The organism is Burkholderia sp. 22PA0106, assembly GCF_047497155.1.
Classification (GTDB): Bacteria; Pseudomonadota; Gammaproteobacteria; order Burkholderiales; family Burkholderiaceae; genus Burkholderia.
This window is the reverse complement of sequence record NZ_CP163162.1, coordinates 336,706-353,835: the sequence shown is the minus strand read 5'-3', so window position 1 is coordinate 353,835 and position 17,130 is coordinate 336,706. Positions and strand designations below refer to the sequence as shown.

Genomic DNA, 17,130 nt, shown 5'->3' with positions numbered 1-17,130 from the left:
ACCTCGGCGAAGGCCCGCCTCCGCGATCGCTCCATCCACCACAACCACTACCGAACCCCTTCCCCCAAACCGCCCCGCCCCAGGCCCACCCCGTGCGACGCCCCCCCGCCCAAGCCCGTCCCACCGCACTTCCCCGCCCCCACCACCGCGACTTTTGCGCGGGGCCAGACCACAACAAGGCAAAATACGGGTTTTTCGAGACTGCACCGGTCTCGTCCCGTCCCTGCCGGCAGCCCGCGCCGGCGCGCCTCACGCGCGCGCCGCCCGGCCTGCCCACCGGAGTTGCATGACATGCCTGAATCGAATCTGTCCTTCGCTGGCCGCCTGTCGGTGGCCATCGGATCGTTCTTCGCCATCCTCGGCAACGGCAAGCTCGCCGCCGACGTGCGCGACCTGCGCAACGGCGTAGCGCCCGCCGCCGCCCCCGTCGCACCCAAAGCGCCCGAACCGGTCGCGGCCAAGCCCGCCCCCGCCCCGCAACCGCCCGCGCCCGTGATCCAGGCCGCCAGCCCCGACGCCGCGCTGCAACTGCTCGGCCTGCTGCAGAAGAACGCGCGCCTCGTCGACTTCGTCGAGGAAGACATCGCCGCCTACGCGGACGCCGAAATCGGCGCGGCCGCGCGCCTCGTGCACGAAGGCTGCCGCGCGACGCTGCGCGAGCACTTCACGATCCGCCCGGTGCGCAGCGAGGCCGAAGGCACGCGCGTGACGCTGCCGGCCGGCTTCGACGCCACCGCCAACCGCCTGACCGGCAACGTGGTCGGCGCCGCGCCGTTCACCGGCACCCTGAGCCATCGCGGCTGGCGCGCCGAGGCCGTCAAGCTGCCGAAGCTGGTCGAATCGCACGATGTCTCGGTGATCGCGCCGGCGGAGGTGGAGCTGTGAGCGACCCGCGTTACTCGATCGGCATCGATCTCGGCACCACCCACTGCGCGCTGTCCTACGTCGATCTGGCCGCCAGCGACGGCGACGCCGCCGCGCAGCAGGTGCTGCCGGTCGCCCAGTTGAGCTCGCCGGGCGCGGTCGACACGCCCGCGCTGCTGCCCTCGTTCCTGTACCTGCCGCATCCGGGCGAACTGGCCGCGGGCGACCTGACGCTGCCGTGGACGGCCACGCGCGACTACGCGGTCGGCGAGATGGCCCGCAGCCGCGGCGCGGGCACGCCGATCCGGCTGGTGTCGAGCGCCAAGAGCTGGCTCTGCCACCCCGGCGTGGACCGCCGCGCGGCGATCCTGCCGAACGACGCGCCGCCCGAAGTGGAACGCGTCTCGCCGCTCGAAGCCTCGGTGCGCTACCTGACCCACCTGCGCGAAGCCTGGAACCACGCGCACCCCGACGCGCCGTTCGCCGACCAGGACGTGACGGTGACGATCCCCGCCTCGTTCGATCCGGCCGCGCGCGAACTGACGGCCGAGGCCGCGCAGGCCGCCGGCTACACGCGCATGACGCTGCTGGAAGAACCGCAGGCCGCGCTCTATAGCTGGATCCAGAAAAGCGGCGGCGGCTGGCGCAAGGACGTCAAGGTCGGCGACATCATCCTGGTGGTGGACGTGGGCGGCGGCACCACCGACCTCTCGCTGATCGCGGTGGTGGAACGCGACGGCAATCTCGAACTGCACCGCGTGGCGGTGGGCGAGCACATCCTGCTCGGCGGCGACAACATGGATCTGGCGCTCGCCCACGTGGTGGCGCGCAAGCTCGCCGCGCAAGGCACCCAGGCCGATCCGTGGCAACTGCGCGCGCTGACCTACGCGTGTCGCAGTGCGAAGGAAACGCTGCTGACCGACCGCAGCGTGGAAACCGTGCCGCTGGTGGTGCCGAGCCGCGGCTCGAAGCTGATCGGCGGCTCGATCCGCACCGAACTGACCCGCGCCGAACTCACCCAGATCCTGCTCGAAGGCTTCTTCCCGCAAACCGACGCCGCGGCACGCCCGACGGTGCGCACGCGCGCCGGCCTGACGCAACTGGGCCTGCCCTACGCACAGGACGCGGGCATCACGCGCCACCTGGCCGCCTTCCTCGGCAAGCAGGTCGGCGCGCTGGCCGAACTCGAAGGCCAGCCGTTCGCGGCCGACCCGGCCGCCAGCTTCCTGCATCCCACCGCCGTGCTGTTCAACGGCGGCGTGTTCAAGTCCGAACTGCTGACCGAGCGCATCCTGTCGATCCTGAACGGCTGGCTCGCGGCCGAAGGCGCGGCCCCGGCCCGCCTGCTCGGCGGCGCGGACCTCGACCTCGCGGTGGCGCGCGGCGCGGCCTACTACGGCTACGTCAAGCGCGGCCGAGGCGTGCGGATTCGCGGCGGCACGGCGCGCGCCTATTACGTGGCGATCGAATCGGCGATGCCGGCAATCCCCGGCATGGAGCCGCCCATCTCGGCGCTGTGCGTCGCGCCGTTCGGCATGGAGGAAGGCTCGGATGCCGCGCTGCCCGAGCAGGAATTCGGCCTGGTGGTGGGCGAGCCAGTGCACTTCCGCTTCTTCGGCTCGTCGGTGCGACGCCAGGATCAGGTCGGCACGATGCTCGATTACTGGTCGGCCGACGAACTTCAGGAGCTCGAAGCAATCCAGGCCACGCTGCCGGCCGACGGCCGCACGCCCGGCGAGATCGTGGCCGTGAAGCTGCATGCGCGCGTCACCGAGGCCGGCACGCTCGAACTCGAAGCCGTGCCGCGCGGCAGCGGCGAACGCTGGAAGGTGGAGTTCGACGTACGCGGCGGCACGGACGCCTGATGACGCGATACGTCGTCGGGATCGACCTCGGCACCAGCAATACCGTCGTCGCCTACGTCGAGGCGGGCGGAACGCAAATCCGCGTGTTCGAGGTCGAGCAACTGGTGGGGCCGGGCGAAGTGGGGGCCGCGCCGCTGCTGCCCTCCTCGCGCTATCACCCGGCGGCCGGCGAACTGGCCGCCGACGCGCTGGCGCTGCCGTGGGGCGGCGCCAGCGAGCCGGCCGTGGTCGGCCGCTTCGCGCGCCAGCTCGGCGCGCAGGTGCCGGGCCGCCTCGTCAGCAGCGCCAAGAGCTGGCTGTCGAACGCCTCGGTGGACCGGCTCGCGCCGATCCTGCCGTGGGGCGCGCCCGACGAGGTCGCCAAGGTTTCGCCGGTGGCCGCCAGCGCCAGCTATCTGGCGCATGTGCGCGCGGCCTGGAACCACCGCTTTCCGGCCGCGCCGCTCGAAACCCAGGACGTCGTGCTGACCGTGCCCGCGTCGTTCGACGACGGCGCGCGCGCCCTGACGCTCGAAGCCGCGCGCGCGGCCGGGCTGCCGGCGCTGCGGCTGCTCGAAGAGCCGCAGGCCGCGTTCTACGACTGGCTCTATCAGCACCGCGACGGCCTCGGCGAAGCGCTCGACGGCACGCGCCTGGTGCTGGTGTGCGACGTGGGCGGCGGCACCACCGATCTGACGCTGATCCGCGTGGAGCCCGGCACCCTCGATGAATCGGGCGCGCCGCGCCTCACGCGGATCGGCGTCGGCAATCACCTGATGCTCGGCGGCGACAACATGGATCTGGCGCTCGCGCATCTGGCCGAGCGCCGGCTGACGGGCGCGGATGCACAAGGTACAGCGGGCACGGCGGCGGGATCGCCCGCGCGGCTGTCGGCCGCCAGCCTGTCGCAACTGGTCGAACGCTGCCGCGTGGCGAAGGAGCAATTGCTCGGCGACGACGCGCCCGACGCGGTGCCCGTCACGCTGCTCGGCGCGGGCTCGAAGCTGATCGGCGGCGCGCGCAGCACCCGGCTCGCGCGCGACGAGGTGGAGCGGATCGTGGTGGACGGCTTCTTTCCGGCCGGCCGCGCCGACGACACGCCGCGCCGCTCGCGCGCGGCGATCGTCGAATTCGGGCTGCCGTACGCGGCCGATCCGGCCATCACGCGGCATGTCGCGGCGTTTCTGGCGCGCTTCGCCGCGCAGTCGCGCGAAGCCGTTGCGGACGCAACGACCGATCCCTCAGACGCCCTGTTCGCGATGCCCGACACGCTGCTGCTGAATGGCGGCGTGTTCCGCGCCCGCGCGCTGGCCGGGCGGCTCGCCGACACGCTCGGCGCGTGGCGCGGCCAGCCGCTCAAGGTGCTCAACAACGATCAGCCCGATATCGCCGTGGCGCGCGGCGCGGTGGCCTACGGGCTGGCGCGCGCGGGCCATGCGCCGAGGATCGGCGGCGGTTCGCCGCGCAGTTACTTCCTCGTGCTCGACGGCGACGGCGAGGCAAAGCCGCCCGCCGTCGATGAAAACGGCGACGCCAACACCGAAGCCCCGCCCCCGCGTGGCGTCTGCGTGCTGCCGCGCGGCACGCCCGAAGATCAGGCCGTGCGGCTCGACGATCGCACGTTCGCGCTGCGGCTCGGCCATCCCGTGCAGTTCCATCTCGTCTCGACCGCCGCCGACACGCCGTGGCAGCCGGGCGAGATCGCCGAGCTGTCGGGCAACGATTTTGTCTGGCTGCCGCCGGTCGCCACCGTGGTGCGCCAACGCGGCGGCGAGCGCAAGCGCGAACGCAAGGTTCGCCTGCACACCGCGCTGACCGAGGTCGGCACGCTCGACATGCACTGCGTCGCCACCGACGACGACGCGCAACGCTGGCAACTCGAATTCAGCCTGCGCGGCAACGAGAGCGAAGCGCAAGCCGATGGCGAAGCCTCCGGCGAGGCGCGCCATCCCGCGTTCGGGCAGGCCGTCGAGCTGATCGAACAAGTGTTCGGCGCGGCCTCCACGCGCGTCGATCCGAAGGCCGTCAAGCGCTTGCGTGCGCAACTGGAGCAGACGCTCGGCCCGCGTCAGGATTGGGATCTCTCGCTGTTGCGCCAACTGTTCGGCGCGCTGTGGGCGCGCGCCGGCCGCCGCCGTCGCTCGGCCGACCACGAACGGCTGTGGCTGAACCTGGCCGGCTGGTGCATCCGCCCCGGCTTCGGCCATCCGCTCGATGCCTGGCGCGTCGAGCAACTGTGGCAACTGTTCGACGACGGCATCCAGCACGTCAACGACGCGCAGGTCTGGTCCGAATGGTGGACGCTCTGGCGCCGTGCGGCGGGCGGCCTGCCGGCCGAGGCGCAACAGCAGATGCTCGACGCGCTGCACTGGCTCGACACCGCCGCCGCGCAAAAGCATCACGGCCTGCCGTTCGATCCGGCGAAACTCGGTGCGGCCGACATGACGCGCCTCTACGCCTCGCTCGAACAGGTGCCGGCCGCGCGCAAGATCGCCATCGCCGAAGCCTTGCTCGACAAGCTCGCGCGCACGCCGGGCAACCGGCAGGACTGGTGGGCGATCGGCCGGCTCGGCGCGCGGCTGCCGTTCCATGGCAGTGCTCACGAAGTGGTGCCGCCGGACGTGGCGACGCGCTGGCTCGATGCGATCCTCGCGCTCGACTGGAAGAAGGTGGAACCGGCCATGTTTGCCGCCGCGCAGATCGCCCGCATGACGGGCGACCGCAGCCGCGACCTGCCCGACGCGGTGCGCGCCGCCGTGCTGCAACGGCTCGAAGCGGCGCATGCCTCGCCGGCCTGGATCGCGATGGTGCGGGAGGTGGTGACGCTCGACAGCGCCGATTCGGGGCGCGTGTTCGGCGAAGCGCTGCCGGCCGGGCTCAAGCTGCTCGGCTGAAGCGCCTCGGGAGGCGCGCGTGCAGCCGCGCCCTCAGCCGATCCGCGAGGCGTGCCCGGCGATCACGCGCCAGCGCGGCCCGGCCGCGCGCCAGAGCCGCGTGTAGGCGAACTGGCCGTCGATCGGCGTCGTGCCGAAATGGCCGGCCAGTTGCGCTTTCGTGACCGTCACGATCAGTTCGCCGACGCGCTGCGTGCGCGTCTCGTAGATATCGAACCGATGCAGGCGCAGCAAGCGCGCGCGATGCGCGTCCAGATCGTCGTCCTTCGACAGCACCTGCCCGTCCGGCGCCGTGAACACCAGGTCGTCGTCGATCAGTTCGGACAACGATGCAACATCGTTGGCGAGCATCGCGTCGCGCAAGGCAACTTCGTAGCGCTCGATGATGGCGATGGCGTTCATGGGCAGCTCCTCGTCGGGGCAGGCGGTCAGCGCAGCGTACCCGAATCCGCCGCCCCGGCGGCCCCCTCTCGCATCGGCGGATACCCTGAGCCGCCACCGCCAATGTCATTTTTGACCGGATATCATCCGGGAAAACCCGAGCCATCCGCCGCCGCGTCCCACCCTCGACGCGGCGCGCGGGCCGCCCGGGCCGATCGCCTCACCGGGCGCATCGCATGCCGGAGATCCCGGCGGGCCTGCGCATCCGGTGTCCATTCAACGCCGGGCTGCCCGCCCGGATATCGGCACACGGCCACAAGCCCGGTTGCCGGCACGGATATCGTCGACCATGATCGCCGCCGCCTGTTCGCGCGTGTTCCATCGCGCCCGCCTGCACGACCCCTTGCTCGCGCGCCTGCGCGGCGCCACCCGCTCGGCGCTCGCCTGTTCGCTCACGGCCAGCCTCGGCCTCGCCTGGGCCGTTCGCCACCACGTTCCGTTGACCGCCGCGATTCCCGCCGCGCTGTTCGCGATGATCGCGCCGCTGTTCCTGCGCGAAGCGCGTTGGTCGGGCTGGCTCGTCACGCTGGCGCTGCTCGCGAGCTGCGCCGGGCTGTCGCTGGCCGCCGGGGCAGCCGTGGCCGACCAGCCGCTATGGCGCGGCGCGGGCTCGCTGCTGGTGGTGTTCGCGGGCGTGCTGGGCCAATCGCTCGGCGCCCGCGCGGTGGGCGCGGCGATGCTGACGCTGGTGTCGTTCTACCTCGGGCTGTATCTGCATCCCGACCCCACGCGGCTGATGCAGATGCTCGGCCTGATGACGTTCGCGCCGGCCGTGCTGGCGCTGGTGGGCCGCGCGCTGATTCCGGTCGAACACGGCCTGCCGCCCGGCGAACGCCCGGCCCGCGCGCCGCTGGCCGCGATGCTCGCGCACCGGCTGCACCACCTCGCCTGGCGGCCGGCGCTGACCGCCACCGCCGCCGCGCTGCTCGCGATGCTGGCCGGCGGCGCACTCTCGGAAGATCGCGCGATGTGGGCCGTGATCAGCACGTTCGTGGTGTTTCTCGGCACCACCTCGCACCAGGGCACGCGGACGCGCGTCGTGCAGCGCGTGATCGGCACGCTCGCGGGCGCGGCGGCCAGCGTGCTGCTCGTCACCGTGTTCGCGCATCAGACCGGCGTGCTGGTGGCCGCGATGATCGCGTCGGTGTTCGGCTGGGCCTATTACATTCTTCATGCGTATGCGCGCGGCGTGTTCTTCATCACGCTGCTGGTAGGCCTGCTGTACGGCACGCTCGGCTTCGCGATCGTGCCGCTCGCGGCCATGCGCATCGAGGAAGTGCTGGCCGGCTGCCTGATCTCGCTCGCGCTGGCCTTGCTGTTGATGCCGTCCGAGGCCGCGCATGCCGCAGGCACCCAACGCAACGCGCCCGCCGCAGAGCGCAACCCGGTTCGGAACTAGGCGAATACCCGCGTCCGCTCAACACAGACGAATCATCAGCACACCGACACACTTCACCCGACGCGGCCATTACATCAGGTCATGCCGGCTCCAACAATTTCGGCGTTGTCCGCAGCAAATTGGCTCACTATATTCGAATCGACCCGAAGATCGATTCCCCCCGGAGCGCCGCTCGCATCGCGGCCAGCCCTTCCGGATGAAGTGTCCACTGCAACCGTGTCGAGGAAGAGTCGTGACGAAAACGAAACGCCTGAGTCAGGCCGCCATAACACTCGCGATCGGTAGCGCGAGCGCCACGTCGGCGCTCGCCGCCGGCCAGATCACCTTCGTGTCGCAAGGCGGCGCGTACCAGGAAGCCCAGACCAAGGCCATTCTCGACCCTGCCGCCAAGCAGCTCGGCATCACCATCGCGCAGGACAGCATTCCCGACGCATGGCCGCAGATCAAGGCGCAAGGCGCCACCGGCAAGCCGATCTGGGACGTGGTCGACACGCCCACCTCGAACTGCCTGCGCGGCGGCGCCGAAGGGCTGATCGAAAAGCTCGACTACACGAAGATGCCGAGCGCCGCGTCGATCCCCGAAAAATACCGCACGCCGTATTCGGTGCCGTACGAGTTCTATTCGAGCGTGATCGGCTACAACAAGAAAACCGTCAAGAAGGTGCCGCACAGCTGGGCCGATTTCTGGAACGTGAAGGGCTTCCCCGGCACGCGCGCGCTGCGCAACGACCCGCAAACCGTGCTCGAAGCCGCGCTGCTCGCCGATGGCGTGGCCCGCGACAAGCTCTATCCGCTCGATGTGGATCGCGCGTTCCGCAAGCTCGCGCAGATCAAGCCCGACATCGCCGTCTGGTGGACCTCGGGCGGCCAATCGGCGCAGTTGCTGCACGACGGCGAAGTGGACATGGAAATGATCTGGAACGGCCGCGCCAGCGCGGTCGCGAAGGACAACCCCGACGTGGCGTTCACCTACGACGACGGCATCCTGCAGAACACCCAGCTGTGCATCCTGAAGAACGCGCCGAACCTCGCGAACGCGGTGCGCTTCGTCGATGCGGCCGTCTCGCCCGACTTGCAGGCGAACCTGCCGAAGTACATCGACTACGGCCCCGGCAACCCGGCCGCCTATCAAACCGGCAAGATCACGCCGCAGCGCGCGAGCGAACTGCCCAGCTCGCCGGCCAACGCGGCCAAGCAGGCGCTGCTGTCGGAAGAATGGTGGGCGACGCCCCAAGGCATCCAGGCCAAGGCGCGCTGGCTCAAGTTCATGCAGCAATAAGCGGGGTGGCGGCGCGGCACGCGCGAGGCGTGCCGCTTTGTCGCTTCGTTGCGTCCGCAACTTGATGCCGCGCGGCGCTCGTTTCAATTTACTTCGATTCCCGTCATCCGCCCTGCCGCGCGCCGAATTGCTACATAACGCGCCGCCCAGGGCGATGCGCCTTTCCTGCCGGTTTCGATCGTGTACGACTACCTGATACTCGGCGGCGGCTCGGCCGGCTGCGTGCTGGCCGCGCGGCTCTCCGAGGACGCCACCCGCTCGGTCTGCCTCGTCGAGGCCGGCCGCAACGTGTCGGCGGCCACACTGCCGCCCGACATGCGCAGCCGCTACCCCGGCCGCGCCTATCTCGACACGCGCAACCTGTGGGCGCGCTTGCAGGCCCGCATGAGCGCGCCCGCCGCGTCTCGCCGCTACGAACAGGCGCGCGTGCTCGGCGGCGGCTCGGCGATCAACGCGCTGATGGCCAACCGCGGCGCACCCGCCGATTACGACGAATGGGCAGCGCTCGGCGCGTCCGGCTGGAACTGGGCAAGCTGCCTGCCCTACTTCCGCAAGCTCGAACGCGACGTGCAGTTCGACGGCCCGCTGCACGGCGCGAGCGGCCCGTTGCGCGTGCAACGCGCGCCACCCGAGCGGCTCTCGCCGTTCGTGCGCGGCGTGATCGACGCGCTCGGCCGGCGCGGCCTGCCGCTGCGCGACGACCAGAACGGCCCCTGGCAGGACGGCGCGTTCGTCGGCGCGATCGCCGTCAGCGAGCAGGGCGAACGCATCCCCACTTCGGTGTGCTATCTCGACGACGCCGCACGCGCCCGCCCCAACCTGACGATCACCACCGACACGCAAGTCGAGCGCGTGCGCTTCGACGGCAAGCGCGCGACAGGCGCGGACGTGATTCGCCCCGACGGCAGCCGCGCCACGCTGCATGCGCGGCACGTGATCGTCAGCGCGGGCGCGATCCACAGCCCCGCGCTGCTGCTGCGCAGCGGCATCGGCCCGGGCGAGGATCTCCACGCGCTCGGCATCGAGGTAATCGCCGCGCGCGAGGGCGTGGGCCGCAACCTGATGGAGCATCCGTCGATCGCAGTGTCGGCGTTCCTGCCGCGCGCGGCGCGCACGCCGTTTCCCGACGAGCATCACGAGCAGGCCATCGTGCGTTATTCGTCGGGGCTGCCCGGCACGCCGCCCGGCGACATGCACGGCGCGATCCTGTCGCGTTCGGGCTGGCATTCGGTCGGCTACCGGCTCGGCACGATGTTCTTCTGGGTCAACAAATCGTATTCGCGCGGGCGCGTCACGCTGGCCTCGGCCGATGCGCGCGAGGAACCCGCCGTGGCGTTCTCGATGCTGTCGGATCCGCGCGATCTCGAACGGCTCAAGGGCGCGGTGCGCTTCGGCGCGCAAACCCTGGCCGATCCCGCGCTGGCCGCGCGGCTCGGGCCGCGCTTTCCGTCGAGCTATTCGCCGCGCGTGGCGGCCGTGGCGCAGCCGGGCCGCTGGAACGCGGTGCAGCGCGGCGCGTTGAGCGCACTGCTCGACGTGGCCGGGCCGTTGCGCGGCGCGCTGATCGGGCGCGTCGTCACGCAGGGCGTCTCGCTCGCTACGCTGCTGGCCGACGACGCCGCGCTGACCGAGTTCGTCACGCGCTCGGTGGGCGGCACCTGGCACCCGTCGGGCACCTGCCGGATGGGCGCGGCCGGCGACCCGCTGGCCGTCACCGGCCCTGACGGCGCGGTGCATGGCGTGGACGGCCTCAGCGTGTGCGACGCGTCGCTGATGCCGTCGATCCCGTGCGCGAACACCAACGTGCCGACCATCATGATCGCGGAACGCATCGCCGACGCGCTGCTCGGCCGCGCCGCGCCCGCCTGAATGAACAACGCCGTGCCGCGCAAGACGCGCGGCACGGCGTTCGATCGATCGGCGCGGCGTCAGTCGCCGTAGCCGACCACGCCCTTCACTTCGAGAAACGCCTCCAGCCCCCACTCGGCGTATTCGCGGCCGTTGCCCGATTGCTTGTAGCCGCCGAACGGCGCGCCCGCATCCCAGGCCGGATAGTTCAGATACACGCCGCCCGCGCGCAGCCGGAATCCCACGCGCCGCGCGCGCGCCAGGTCGCCCGATTGCACGTAGGCGGCCAGGCCGTACGGGCTGTCGTTGGCGATCGAAATCGCTTCCTCCTCGTCGCGATACGGCAGGATCGCGAGCACCGGCCCGAAGATCTCCTCGTTGGCGATCGACATGTCGGGCCGCACGTTCGCGAACACGGTAGGCTTCACGTAATAGCCCTGCGTCAGCCCGTCGGGGCGGCCGGGGCCGCCCGCCACGAGTTGCGCGCCCTCGGCCACGCCGGCCTCGATCAGCCGCTGCACGCGCCCGAACTGCACGGCATTGACCACCGGCCCCATCGTCACGCCGGCCGTGCCGGGCGCGCCGACCCGATGCGCGAGCGCCGCGCGCCGTGCGATCTCGACGGCCTCGTCGTGACGCTCGGCCGGCACCAGCATCCGCGTCGGCGCGTTGCACGACTGGCCGCTGTTGCTGAAGCAACTGTCCACGCCGTTCTTCACGGCCGTTTCGAAATCGGCGTCGTCGAGCAGCAGGTTCGCCGATTTGCCGCCCAGCTCCTGATGCACGCGCTTCACGCCCGGCGCGGCCAGCGTGGCGACCTGCACGCCGGCGCGCGTCGAGCCGGTAAACGACACCATGTCGATGTCCGGATGCGCGCACAGCGCCGCGCCCACGCCCGGCCCGTCGCCGTGCACGAGATTGAACACGCCGGGCGGCACGCCCGCTTCGTGCAGCACCTCGGCGAACAGCGCGGCGTCGAGCGGCGACACCTCGCTCGGCTTGAGCACCATCGTGCAGCCGGCCAGCAGCGCCGGCGCGACCTTGCAGACGATCTGGTTGATCGGCCAGTTCCACGGCGTGATCAGCGCAACCACGCCGAGCGGCTCGTGGCAGATCAGCGTCGAGCCCTTGCGGCGCTGCCAGACGAACGTCTCGCTGGTGCGCAACAGTTCTTCCAGATGACGCCGGCCGAGCCCGGCCTGCCAGTCGGATGCCAGCGCGGGCGGCGCGCCCAGCTCGCGCGACAGCGTGGCCGCGATCTCGTCGTAGCGCCGCAAGTAAACGTCCAGCACGCGCCGCAGCAACGCGACGCGCTCGGCCGGCTCGGTTTGCGAGAACGTGCCGAACGCGCGCTTCGCGGCGGCCACGGCGCGCTCGACGTCGCGCGCATCGCCGAGCGCCACTTCGGCGTAGGGCTGTTCGGTGCACGGGTCGACGACGGGCAGGCGCGCGTCGCCGAACGGCGCGACCCACGCGCCGTCGATGTAAAAGTTCAGGGCATCGGTCATGCGCAAATCCGTAGGAGTCCGTGAAAAGGCGAGCGTGCCGCGTTCAGGCCGTTGCCGCGCTCGCCGCCTGATTGCCGCCGCGCCGGCTGATCACCATCATCAGCACCAGCGCGAGCGTGATCGCGGTCAGCATGGTGCTGATCGCGGCGATGGTCGGATCGATCTCGTCGCGCAGCGTCACGAACATGCGGCGCGTCAGCGTCTGGTTCGGGCCGCCCGATACGAACAGCGCCACCACCGTTTCGTCGAGCGCCTGGATGAACACGAACACCGCGCCCGAGATCACGCTGGAACGGATCTGCGGCAGCGTGACGGTCAGGAAACTGCGCAGGCGGTTCATGCCGAGGCTGCGCGCGGCCATTTCCTGCGCGTGATCGAACGAGCGCAGGTCCGCGCCCACCGAAATCAGCACATAGGGCAGGCCCAGCATGGCGTCGGCCAGGATCAGGCCGCCGAGCGTGTTGACATAGCCGAACTGCGAGTAGACGAAGAACACGCCCACCGCCACGATGATGATCGGCACCATCAGCGGCAGCATCAGCACCGTGCGCAGCCGGCGAATCAACGGATGCCGGCCGTGTTCGATCGCGTAGGCCGCGGCCACGCCCACCGGCGTGGCGATCAGCACCGCGCCGAACGAGGCGGCCAGCGTGGTGCGCGCCGCCGCGAGCCATTCGGGATTCCCGAAGAACGCGTGATACCAGCGCAGCGACAGCGACGGCGGCGGGAACGTCATGAAGCGCGTGTCGGAGAACGACATCGGCACCACGATCAGCACCGGGATCATCAGGAATGCGAGGATCAGGATCACCGCGGCAATCAGCAGCGCGCGGGCGAGCGGATTCGGTTTCATTTCGCCCCCAGGGTCTTGTCGAGCGGGATCACGCGGCTGGCCGCATAGAAGATCGCGAACACGCACAGCAGCAGCACCACGCTCACCGAGCTGGCCGCACCCCAACTGTTGTAGATCTCCACGTTGCGGCTCACCACCATCGACACCATGATCGAGCGGCCGCCGCCCATCAGTTCGGGCGTGATGTAGAAGCCGAGGCAGAGCACGAACACCAGCGTGACGCCGGCCACCACGCCGCCCATCGACAGCGGCAGGAACACCCGCACGAAGTTGTGCAGCGGCGTGGCGCCGAGGCTGGCGGCGGCTTGAGAAAGGTTGCGGGGAATCTTCTGCATGGCCGAATACAGCGGCAGCACCATGAACGGCAGCAGGATGTGCACCATCGCCACGATCGTGCCCAGCTCGTTGTAGGCCAGTTGCAGCGGGCGATCGATCAGGCCGGTGGCCATCAGCACCTTGTTGACCACGCCGGTGCGCTGCAGCAGCACGAGCCATGCATAGGTGCGCACCAGCACGCTGGTCCAGAACGGCAGCACCACCATGCCGAGGATCAGCGCCGTGCAGCGCGGCCGCACCGAGGCGGCCAGGTACGCCACCGGGTAGGCCAGCAGCAGCGTGACGGCGGTGACGATCGCGCTCATGCGGAACGTCAGCGCGAAGGTGTCGAGGTAGGGGCCGCTGAAGATGCGGCGGTAGTATTCGAGCGTGAAGCCGCCGTCCTGGCGGATCGACTGCCACGACAGCCACGCGAGCGGCGCGACCAGCAGCAGCACGACCACGACCAGCGCGGGCGCGAGCAACAGCAGCATCGCGCGATCCTCGCGCCGTTGATGATGGCGCGCGGCGCCGGCCTCGTTCGGTCGCATCAATTCGGTATCCGAAATCAGAGTTCTGGCAGTCGCCATCATACCCCCAGCGAATCGAGTATCTGGTACCACGCGGCGACGAGCCTGACGCCCGGCGCGCGCAGCGCATGAAACGGCACCGGCCGCAGGCCGTCCTGCGCGAGCAGCGCGAGATCGGGCCGCTCGCCGAGCGCCAGCGCGGCCGCGTGCTGGCCGATCAGGCTCGCCATCGCCACGCCCGCGCCGTTGTAGCCGAGGCAGAACACGGTGGCGTCGTCGCTGCGGCCGACGTGCGGCAACGCGTTGAACGTCATGCCGACGTAGCCCGACCAGCGGTATTCCACCCGCACGCCTGCCAGTTGCGGGAACAGCGCCACCATCGCGCGGCGCAGCGCCTCGAAGCCGGTGTCCTGGCCTTCCTTGCCGAACGCGTCGCGGCCGCCGAAGATCATGCGGCCGTCGGCGCGGCGGAACCACTTCATCATCCGGCGCGTTTCGGTATAGCTGCGGTCGCGCGTCATCAGCGCCGCATCGAGTTCGGCCGGCAGGCGCTCGGTGGCGATCATCGCGCTGCGAAACGGCACGAGTTCGCGTTGATAGTCGGCCGTCGCCGCGCTCAAGCCCGAGTACGCGTTGGTGGCCACGATCAACTGCTTCGCGCGCACCGTGGCCGCCGGCGTGCGCAGCGTGACGCCGTCCGGCCTGCGTTCGATCGCGAGCACCGGCGTGCCGGTGTGGATCGGCACGCCGCGCGCCGCCAGGCCGCGCGCGAGGCCGAGCACGTATTCGAGCGGCAGGATGGTGCCCGCGTCGGCGCTCAACACGCCGCCGACGAAGCCGGTCGAGCCGGTTTCTTCGGTGACCTGAGCACGCGAGAGTGCGGTCATCGAGGTGTCGCCGAGCGTCGTGCGTACCCATTCGGCCTCGGCCAGACAAGCGGCCAGCGCGCGCTCGGTGTGCGCGCAGCGCAAGCTGCCGGTGTGCGCGAGCCGCGCGCCTTCGATGCCGAATTCGTCGACCAGCGCCTCCACCGCGCGCACGCCTTCATGCGCGAGCCGGTGCATGCGCTTCGCGACATCCAGCCCGTGACGGCTCGCGATGGTCGGGAACGACAGGCGGAACTTCGACGACACCACGCCGCCGTTGCGCCCGCTCGCGCCCCAACCCACCGGGTTCGCGTCGAGCACCGCGCAGGACACGCCGCGCCGCTGCAACGCATGCGCGGCGCCGAGGCCCGAGTAGCCGGCCCCGATCACCGCCACCTCCACCTGCAGATCGCGGTCGAGCGGGCCCGCGCCGGCATCGGCGTCGAGCACGCCCGAGCGGCCGGCGAGATGACGCCACAGCGAGTCAGGCTGCAAAGCGGGCTGCGGAGCGGTCGTGGCGGACGGCGCGAGCATGATCAGGCCGCGGCCAGTTCGGCGTCCACCGCATCGGCGAGCGCGGCGAGCGTCGCGAAGCAGAACGTCGGCGTGGTCACTTCGTTCGGCACCGGCGTGCCGCCGAAGCCCTTCTCGCCCTGGCGGCGCTCGATCCAGCAGGTCGCATAGCCGAGCTGGGTGGCGATGCCGATATCGTGATACTGGCTCTGCGCCGTGTGCAGGATCTCGCGGAACTTGTAGCCGAACGCGGCCTGGCGCCCGCGGTTGTAGGCGAAGAACTGCGGGTCCGGCTTGGCAACGCCGGTTTCGTCGCAGCACACCGTATCGTCGAACGGATCGCCGAGCGTGTGCGCGTAGGCCGACAGCGCGACGCGGTCGGCATTGGTCATCGCGACCAGCCGGAAGTGCTTGCGCAGGCGCTTGAGCGCGGCCACCGAATCCTCGAACGCGGGCCATTCGAGCACGTCGCGCTGGAACGCGGCGGCCGATTGCGGATCGTCGGGCAGGCCCAGCTCCTTGGCCAACGACAGGTAGACGCTGGACATCGCGTGGCTGGAGCGGCCCGGGAACGCGGCGCGGCCGCGCAGGTACGGCTCGAAGATCTGATCGTCGGTCAGGTCCTTCGCGGCGGGGCCGCCGAGGCGGCGCACCGAGGCGAGCACGCCCTGTTCGAAGTTGATCAGCGTCCCGACTACATCGAACGTCAGAACCTTGAAATCGGTGAGCTTCATGGCTTGGATCCTTGATGACATGACACGGGTTTCGAAAACGGCACTGCAAACAGGGCGCACCTCTCCCCCGCGGCCTCGCCGGAGCGAAGCGCGTTGCGAGGCATGACGCCGGAAGCGGGGGTGCCCGTCAGGCGGGCACGACGATCGTGTCGCGCGGGTCGAGCACGACGGAAACGGACGAGCCGGGCGGCGGGATGCGTTGCCGCGCGTCGTGGTTGCCGGGCTGGCGCAGGCTCAGCGCGGTGCCGTCGGGCAGCGTCGCGAACACGCGCAGGCTTTCGCCCTGATAGAGCACCTCGGTCACGCGCGCGCTGAGGCGGTTGGCCCCGGCCGGCGCGTTGCCATCGTCGATCACGAGCTTTTCGGTCTGCACCGCGAGCAGCAGCTTGTCGCCGCGCGGCAGCGGCGCGCTGGTGTGCAGCACGGCATCGCCGAGCCGCACCGCGTGCTCGCCCTCGCGCTGCACCGGCAGCAGCGTCGCCTCGCCGATGAAGCTGGCCACGAACGCATTGCACGGGCGGTCGTAGAGCCGCTCGGGGGTATCGATCTGCACCAGCTTGCCGTTACGCAGGACTGCCACACGATCGCTCATCGTCAGCGCCTCGCGCTGGTCGTGCGTGACATACACGATGGTCGCGCCGAGCCGCCGATGCAGGCGGCGCAGCTCGATCTGCATGGTTTCGCGCAGTTGCTTGTCGAGCGCGGAAAGCGGCTCGTCCATCAGGATCAGTTGCGGCTCGAACACCATCGCGCGGGCCAGCGCCACGCGCTGCCGCTGGCCGCCCGACAGCTCGCTGATGCGGCGGCCCTCGTAGCCGGACAGTTCGACCATCGCGAGCGCATCGGCCACGCGGCGCGCCCAGCCCGATTTCGGCTCGCGGCGGGCGCGCAGCGCGAACGCCACGTTCTCGCCCACCGTCATGTGCGGAAACAGCGCGTAGTTCTGGAACACGATGCCGATGTCGCGCTTGTGCGGCGGCGCAAATGTAATGTCGCGCTCGCCCACCCACACGCTGCCGCTGGTCGGCTGCACAAAGCCGCCGAGGATGCCGAGCAGCGTCGTCTTGCCCGAGCCGGACGGCCCCAGCAGCGAAACGAATTCGCCCTGCGCCACGTCCAGCGATACGTCGTCGAGCGCGGCCACCTGGCCATAACGCTTGACCGCCGATCGAATCGATACGCCTGCCTTTACTCTCGCGTCCATCCATCGCTCCCGCTTTGTCAGACCGTGTTGAACAAAAT

General features: G+C 70.5%; 13 protein-coding genes. 6 read left to right on the top strand and 7 right to left on the bottom strand.

Features of this window, described 5'->3' with window-relative positions:
- Positions 1 to 291 precede the first annotated feature (291 nt).
- From AB4850_RS01520 to AB4850_RS01510, 3 genes are read left to right on the top strand one after another with little or no spacing between them, the layout of a single operon-like run.
- A complete protein-coding gene (locus AB4850_RS01520) occupies positions 292 to 885 on the top strand; it encodes a DUF2760 domain-containing protein (protein WP_414440864.1) in 594 nt (197 codons plus the stop codon).
- A complete protein-coding gene (locus AB4850_RS01515) occupies positions 882 to 2,729 on the top strand; it encodes an Hsp70 family protein (RefSeq protein WP_414440863.1) in 1,848 nt (615 codons plus the stop codon). Before AB4850_RS01520 ends, AB4850_RS01515 begins: the two co-directional genes overlap by 4 nt.
- Positions 2,729 to 5,602 (top strand): Hsp70 family protein, encoded by a 2,874-nt coding sequence (locus tag AB4850_RS01510; protein WP_414440862.1) that lies wholly within the window; start codon positions 2,729 to 2,731, stop codon positions 5,600 to 5,602. The genes AB4850_RS01515 and AB4850_RS01510 overlap by 1 nt, the downstream gene beginning before the upstream one ends.
- Positions 5,603 to 5,635: 33 nt before the next feature.
- Here AB4850_RS01510 and AB4850_RS01505 read toward each other — a convergent pair whose 3' ends face one another.
- Positions 5,636 to 6,004, bottom strand: a complete 369-nt coding sequence (locus tag AB4850_RS01505; protein ID WP_414440861.1) for a nuclear transport factor 2 family protein — start codon at positions 6,002 to 6,004, stop codon at positions 5,636 to 5,638.
- Between the two features lie 328 nt (positions 6,005 to 6,332).
- On the opposite strand from AB4850_RS01505, the gene AB4850_RS01500 reads away from it, so the two are divergent.
- The 3 genes from AB4850_RS01500 to AB4850_RS01490 all read left to right on the top strand — a co-directional run bounded on the left by AB4850_RS01500 (position 6,333) and on the right by AB4850_RS01490 (position 10,590).
- The gene (locus AB4850_RS01500; protein WP_414440860.1) at positions 6,333 to 7,442 is read left to right on the top strand and encodes an FUSC family protein; all 1,110 of its coding nucleotides are present in this window, start codon (positions 6,333 to 6,335) and stop codon (positions 7,440 to 7,442) included.
- A 196-nt stretch (positions 7,443 to 7,638) separates the two neighbouring features.
- Complete coding sequence (locus tag AB4850_RS01495) at positions 7,639 to 8,721, top strand: ABC transporter substrate-binding protein (protein WP_414440859.1); 1,083 nt, start codon at positions 7,639 to 7,641, stop codon at positions 8,719 to 8,721.
- 180 nt (positions 8,722 to 8,901) lie between these two features.
- On the top strand, positions 8,902 to 10,590 hold the full coding sequence (locus AB4850_RS01490) for a GMC family oxidoreductase (protein ID WP_414440858.1): 1,689 nt from the start codon (positions 8,902 to 8,904) through the stop codon (positions 10,588 to 10,590).
- 59 nt (positions 10,591 to 10,649) lie between these two features.
- Here the strand turns inward: AB4850_RS01490 and AB4850_RS01485 are convergent, their stop codons facing one another.
- The 6 genes from AB4850_RS01485 to AB4850_RS01460 form a co-directional block, all read right to left on the bottom strand.
- Positions 10,650 to 12,077, bottom strand: a complete 1,428-nt coding sequence (locus AB4850_RS01485; RefSeq protein WP_414440857.1) for an aldehyde dehydrogenase family protein — start codon at positions 12,075 to 12,077, stop codon at positions 10,650 to 10,652.
- 43 nt (positions 12,078 to 12,120) lie between these two features.
- A complete protein-coding gene (locus tag AB4850_RS01480) occupies positions 12,121 to 12,930 on the bottom strand; it encodes an ABC transporter permease (RefSeq protein ID WP_414440856.1) in 810 nt (269 codons plus the stop codon).
- Positions 12,927 to 13,796, bottom strand: a complete 870-nt coding sequence (locus AB4850_RS01475) for an ABC transporter permease (RefSeq protein WP_414442047.1) — start codon at positions 13,794 to 13,796, stop codon at positions 12,927 to 12,929. Before AB4850_RS01475 ends, AB4850_RS01480 begins: the two co-directional genes overlap by 4 nt.
- A 38-nt stretch (positions 13,797 to 13,834) precedes the next feature.
- The gene (locus AB4850_RS01470; RefSeq protein WP_414440855.1) at positions 13,835 to 15,175 is read right to left on the bottom strand and encodes an NAD(P)/FAD-dependent oxidoreductase; all 1,341 of its coding nucleotides are present in this window, start codon (positions 15,173 to 15,175) and stop codon (positions 13,835 to 13,837) included.
- Positions 15,176 to 15,177: 2 nt separating this feature from the next.
- Positions 15,178 to 15,888 (bottom strand): HAD-IA family hydrolase, encoded by a 711-nt coding sequence (locus AB4850_RS01465; RefSeq protein ID WP_414440854.1) that lies wholly within the window; start codon positions 15,886 to 15,888, stop codon positions 15,178 to 15,180.
- A 127-nt stretch (positions 15,889 to 16,015) separates the two neighbouring features.
- On the bottom strand, positions 16,016 to 17,092 hold the full coding sequence (locus tag AB4850_RS01460; RefSeq protein WP_414440853.1) for an ABC transporter ATP-binding protein: 1,077 nt from the start codon (positions 17,090 to 17,092) through the stop codon (positions 16,016 to 16,018).
- Positions 17,093 to 17,130 lie beyond the last annotated feature (38 nt).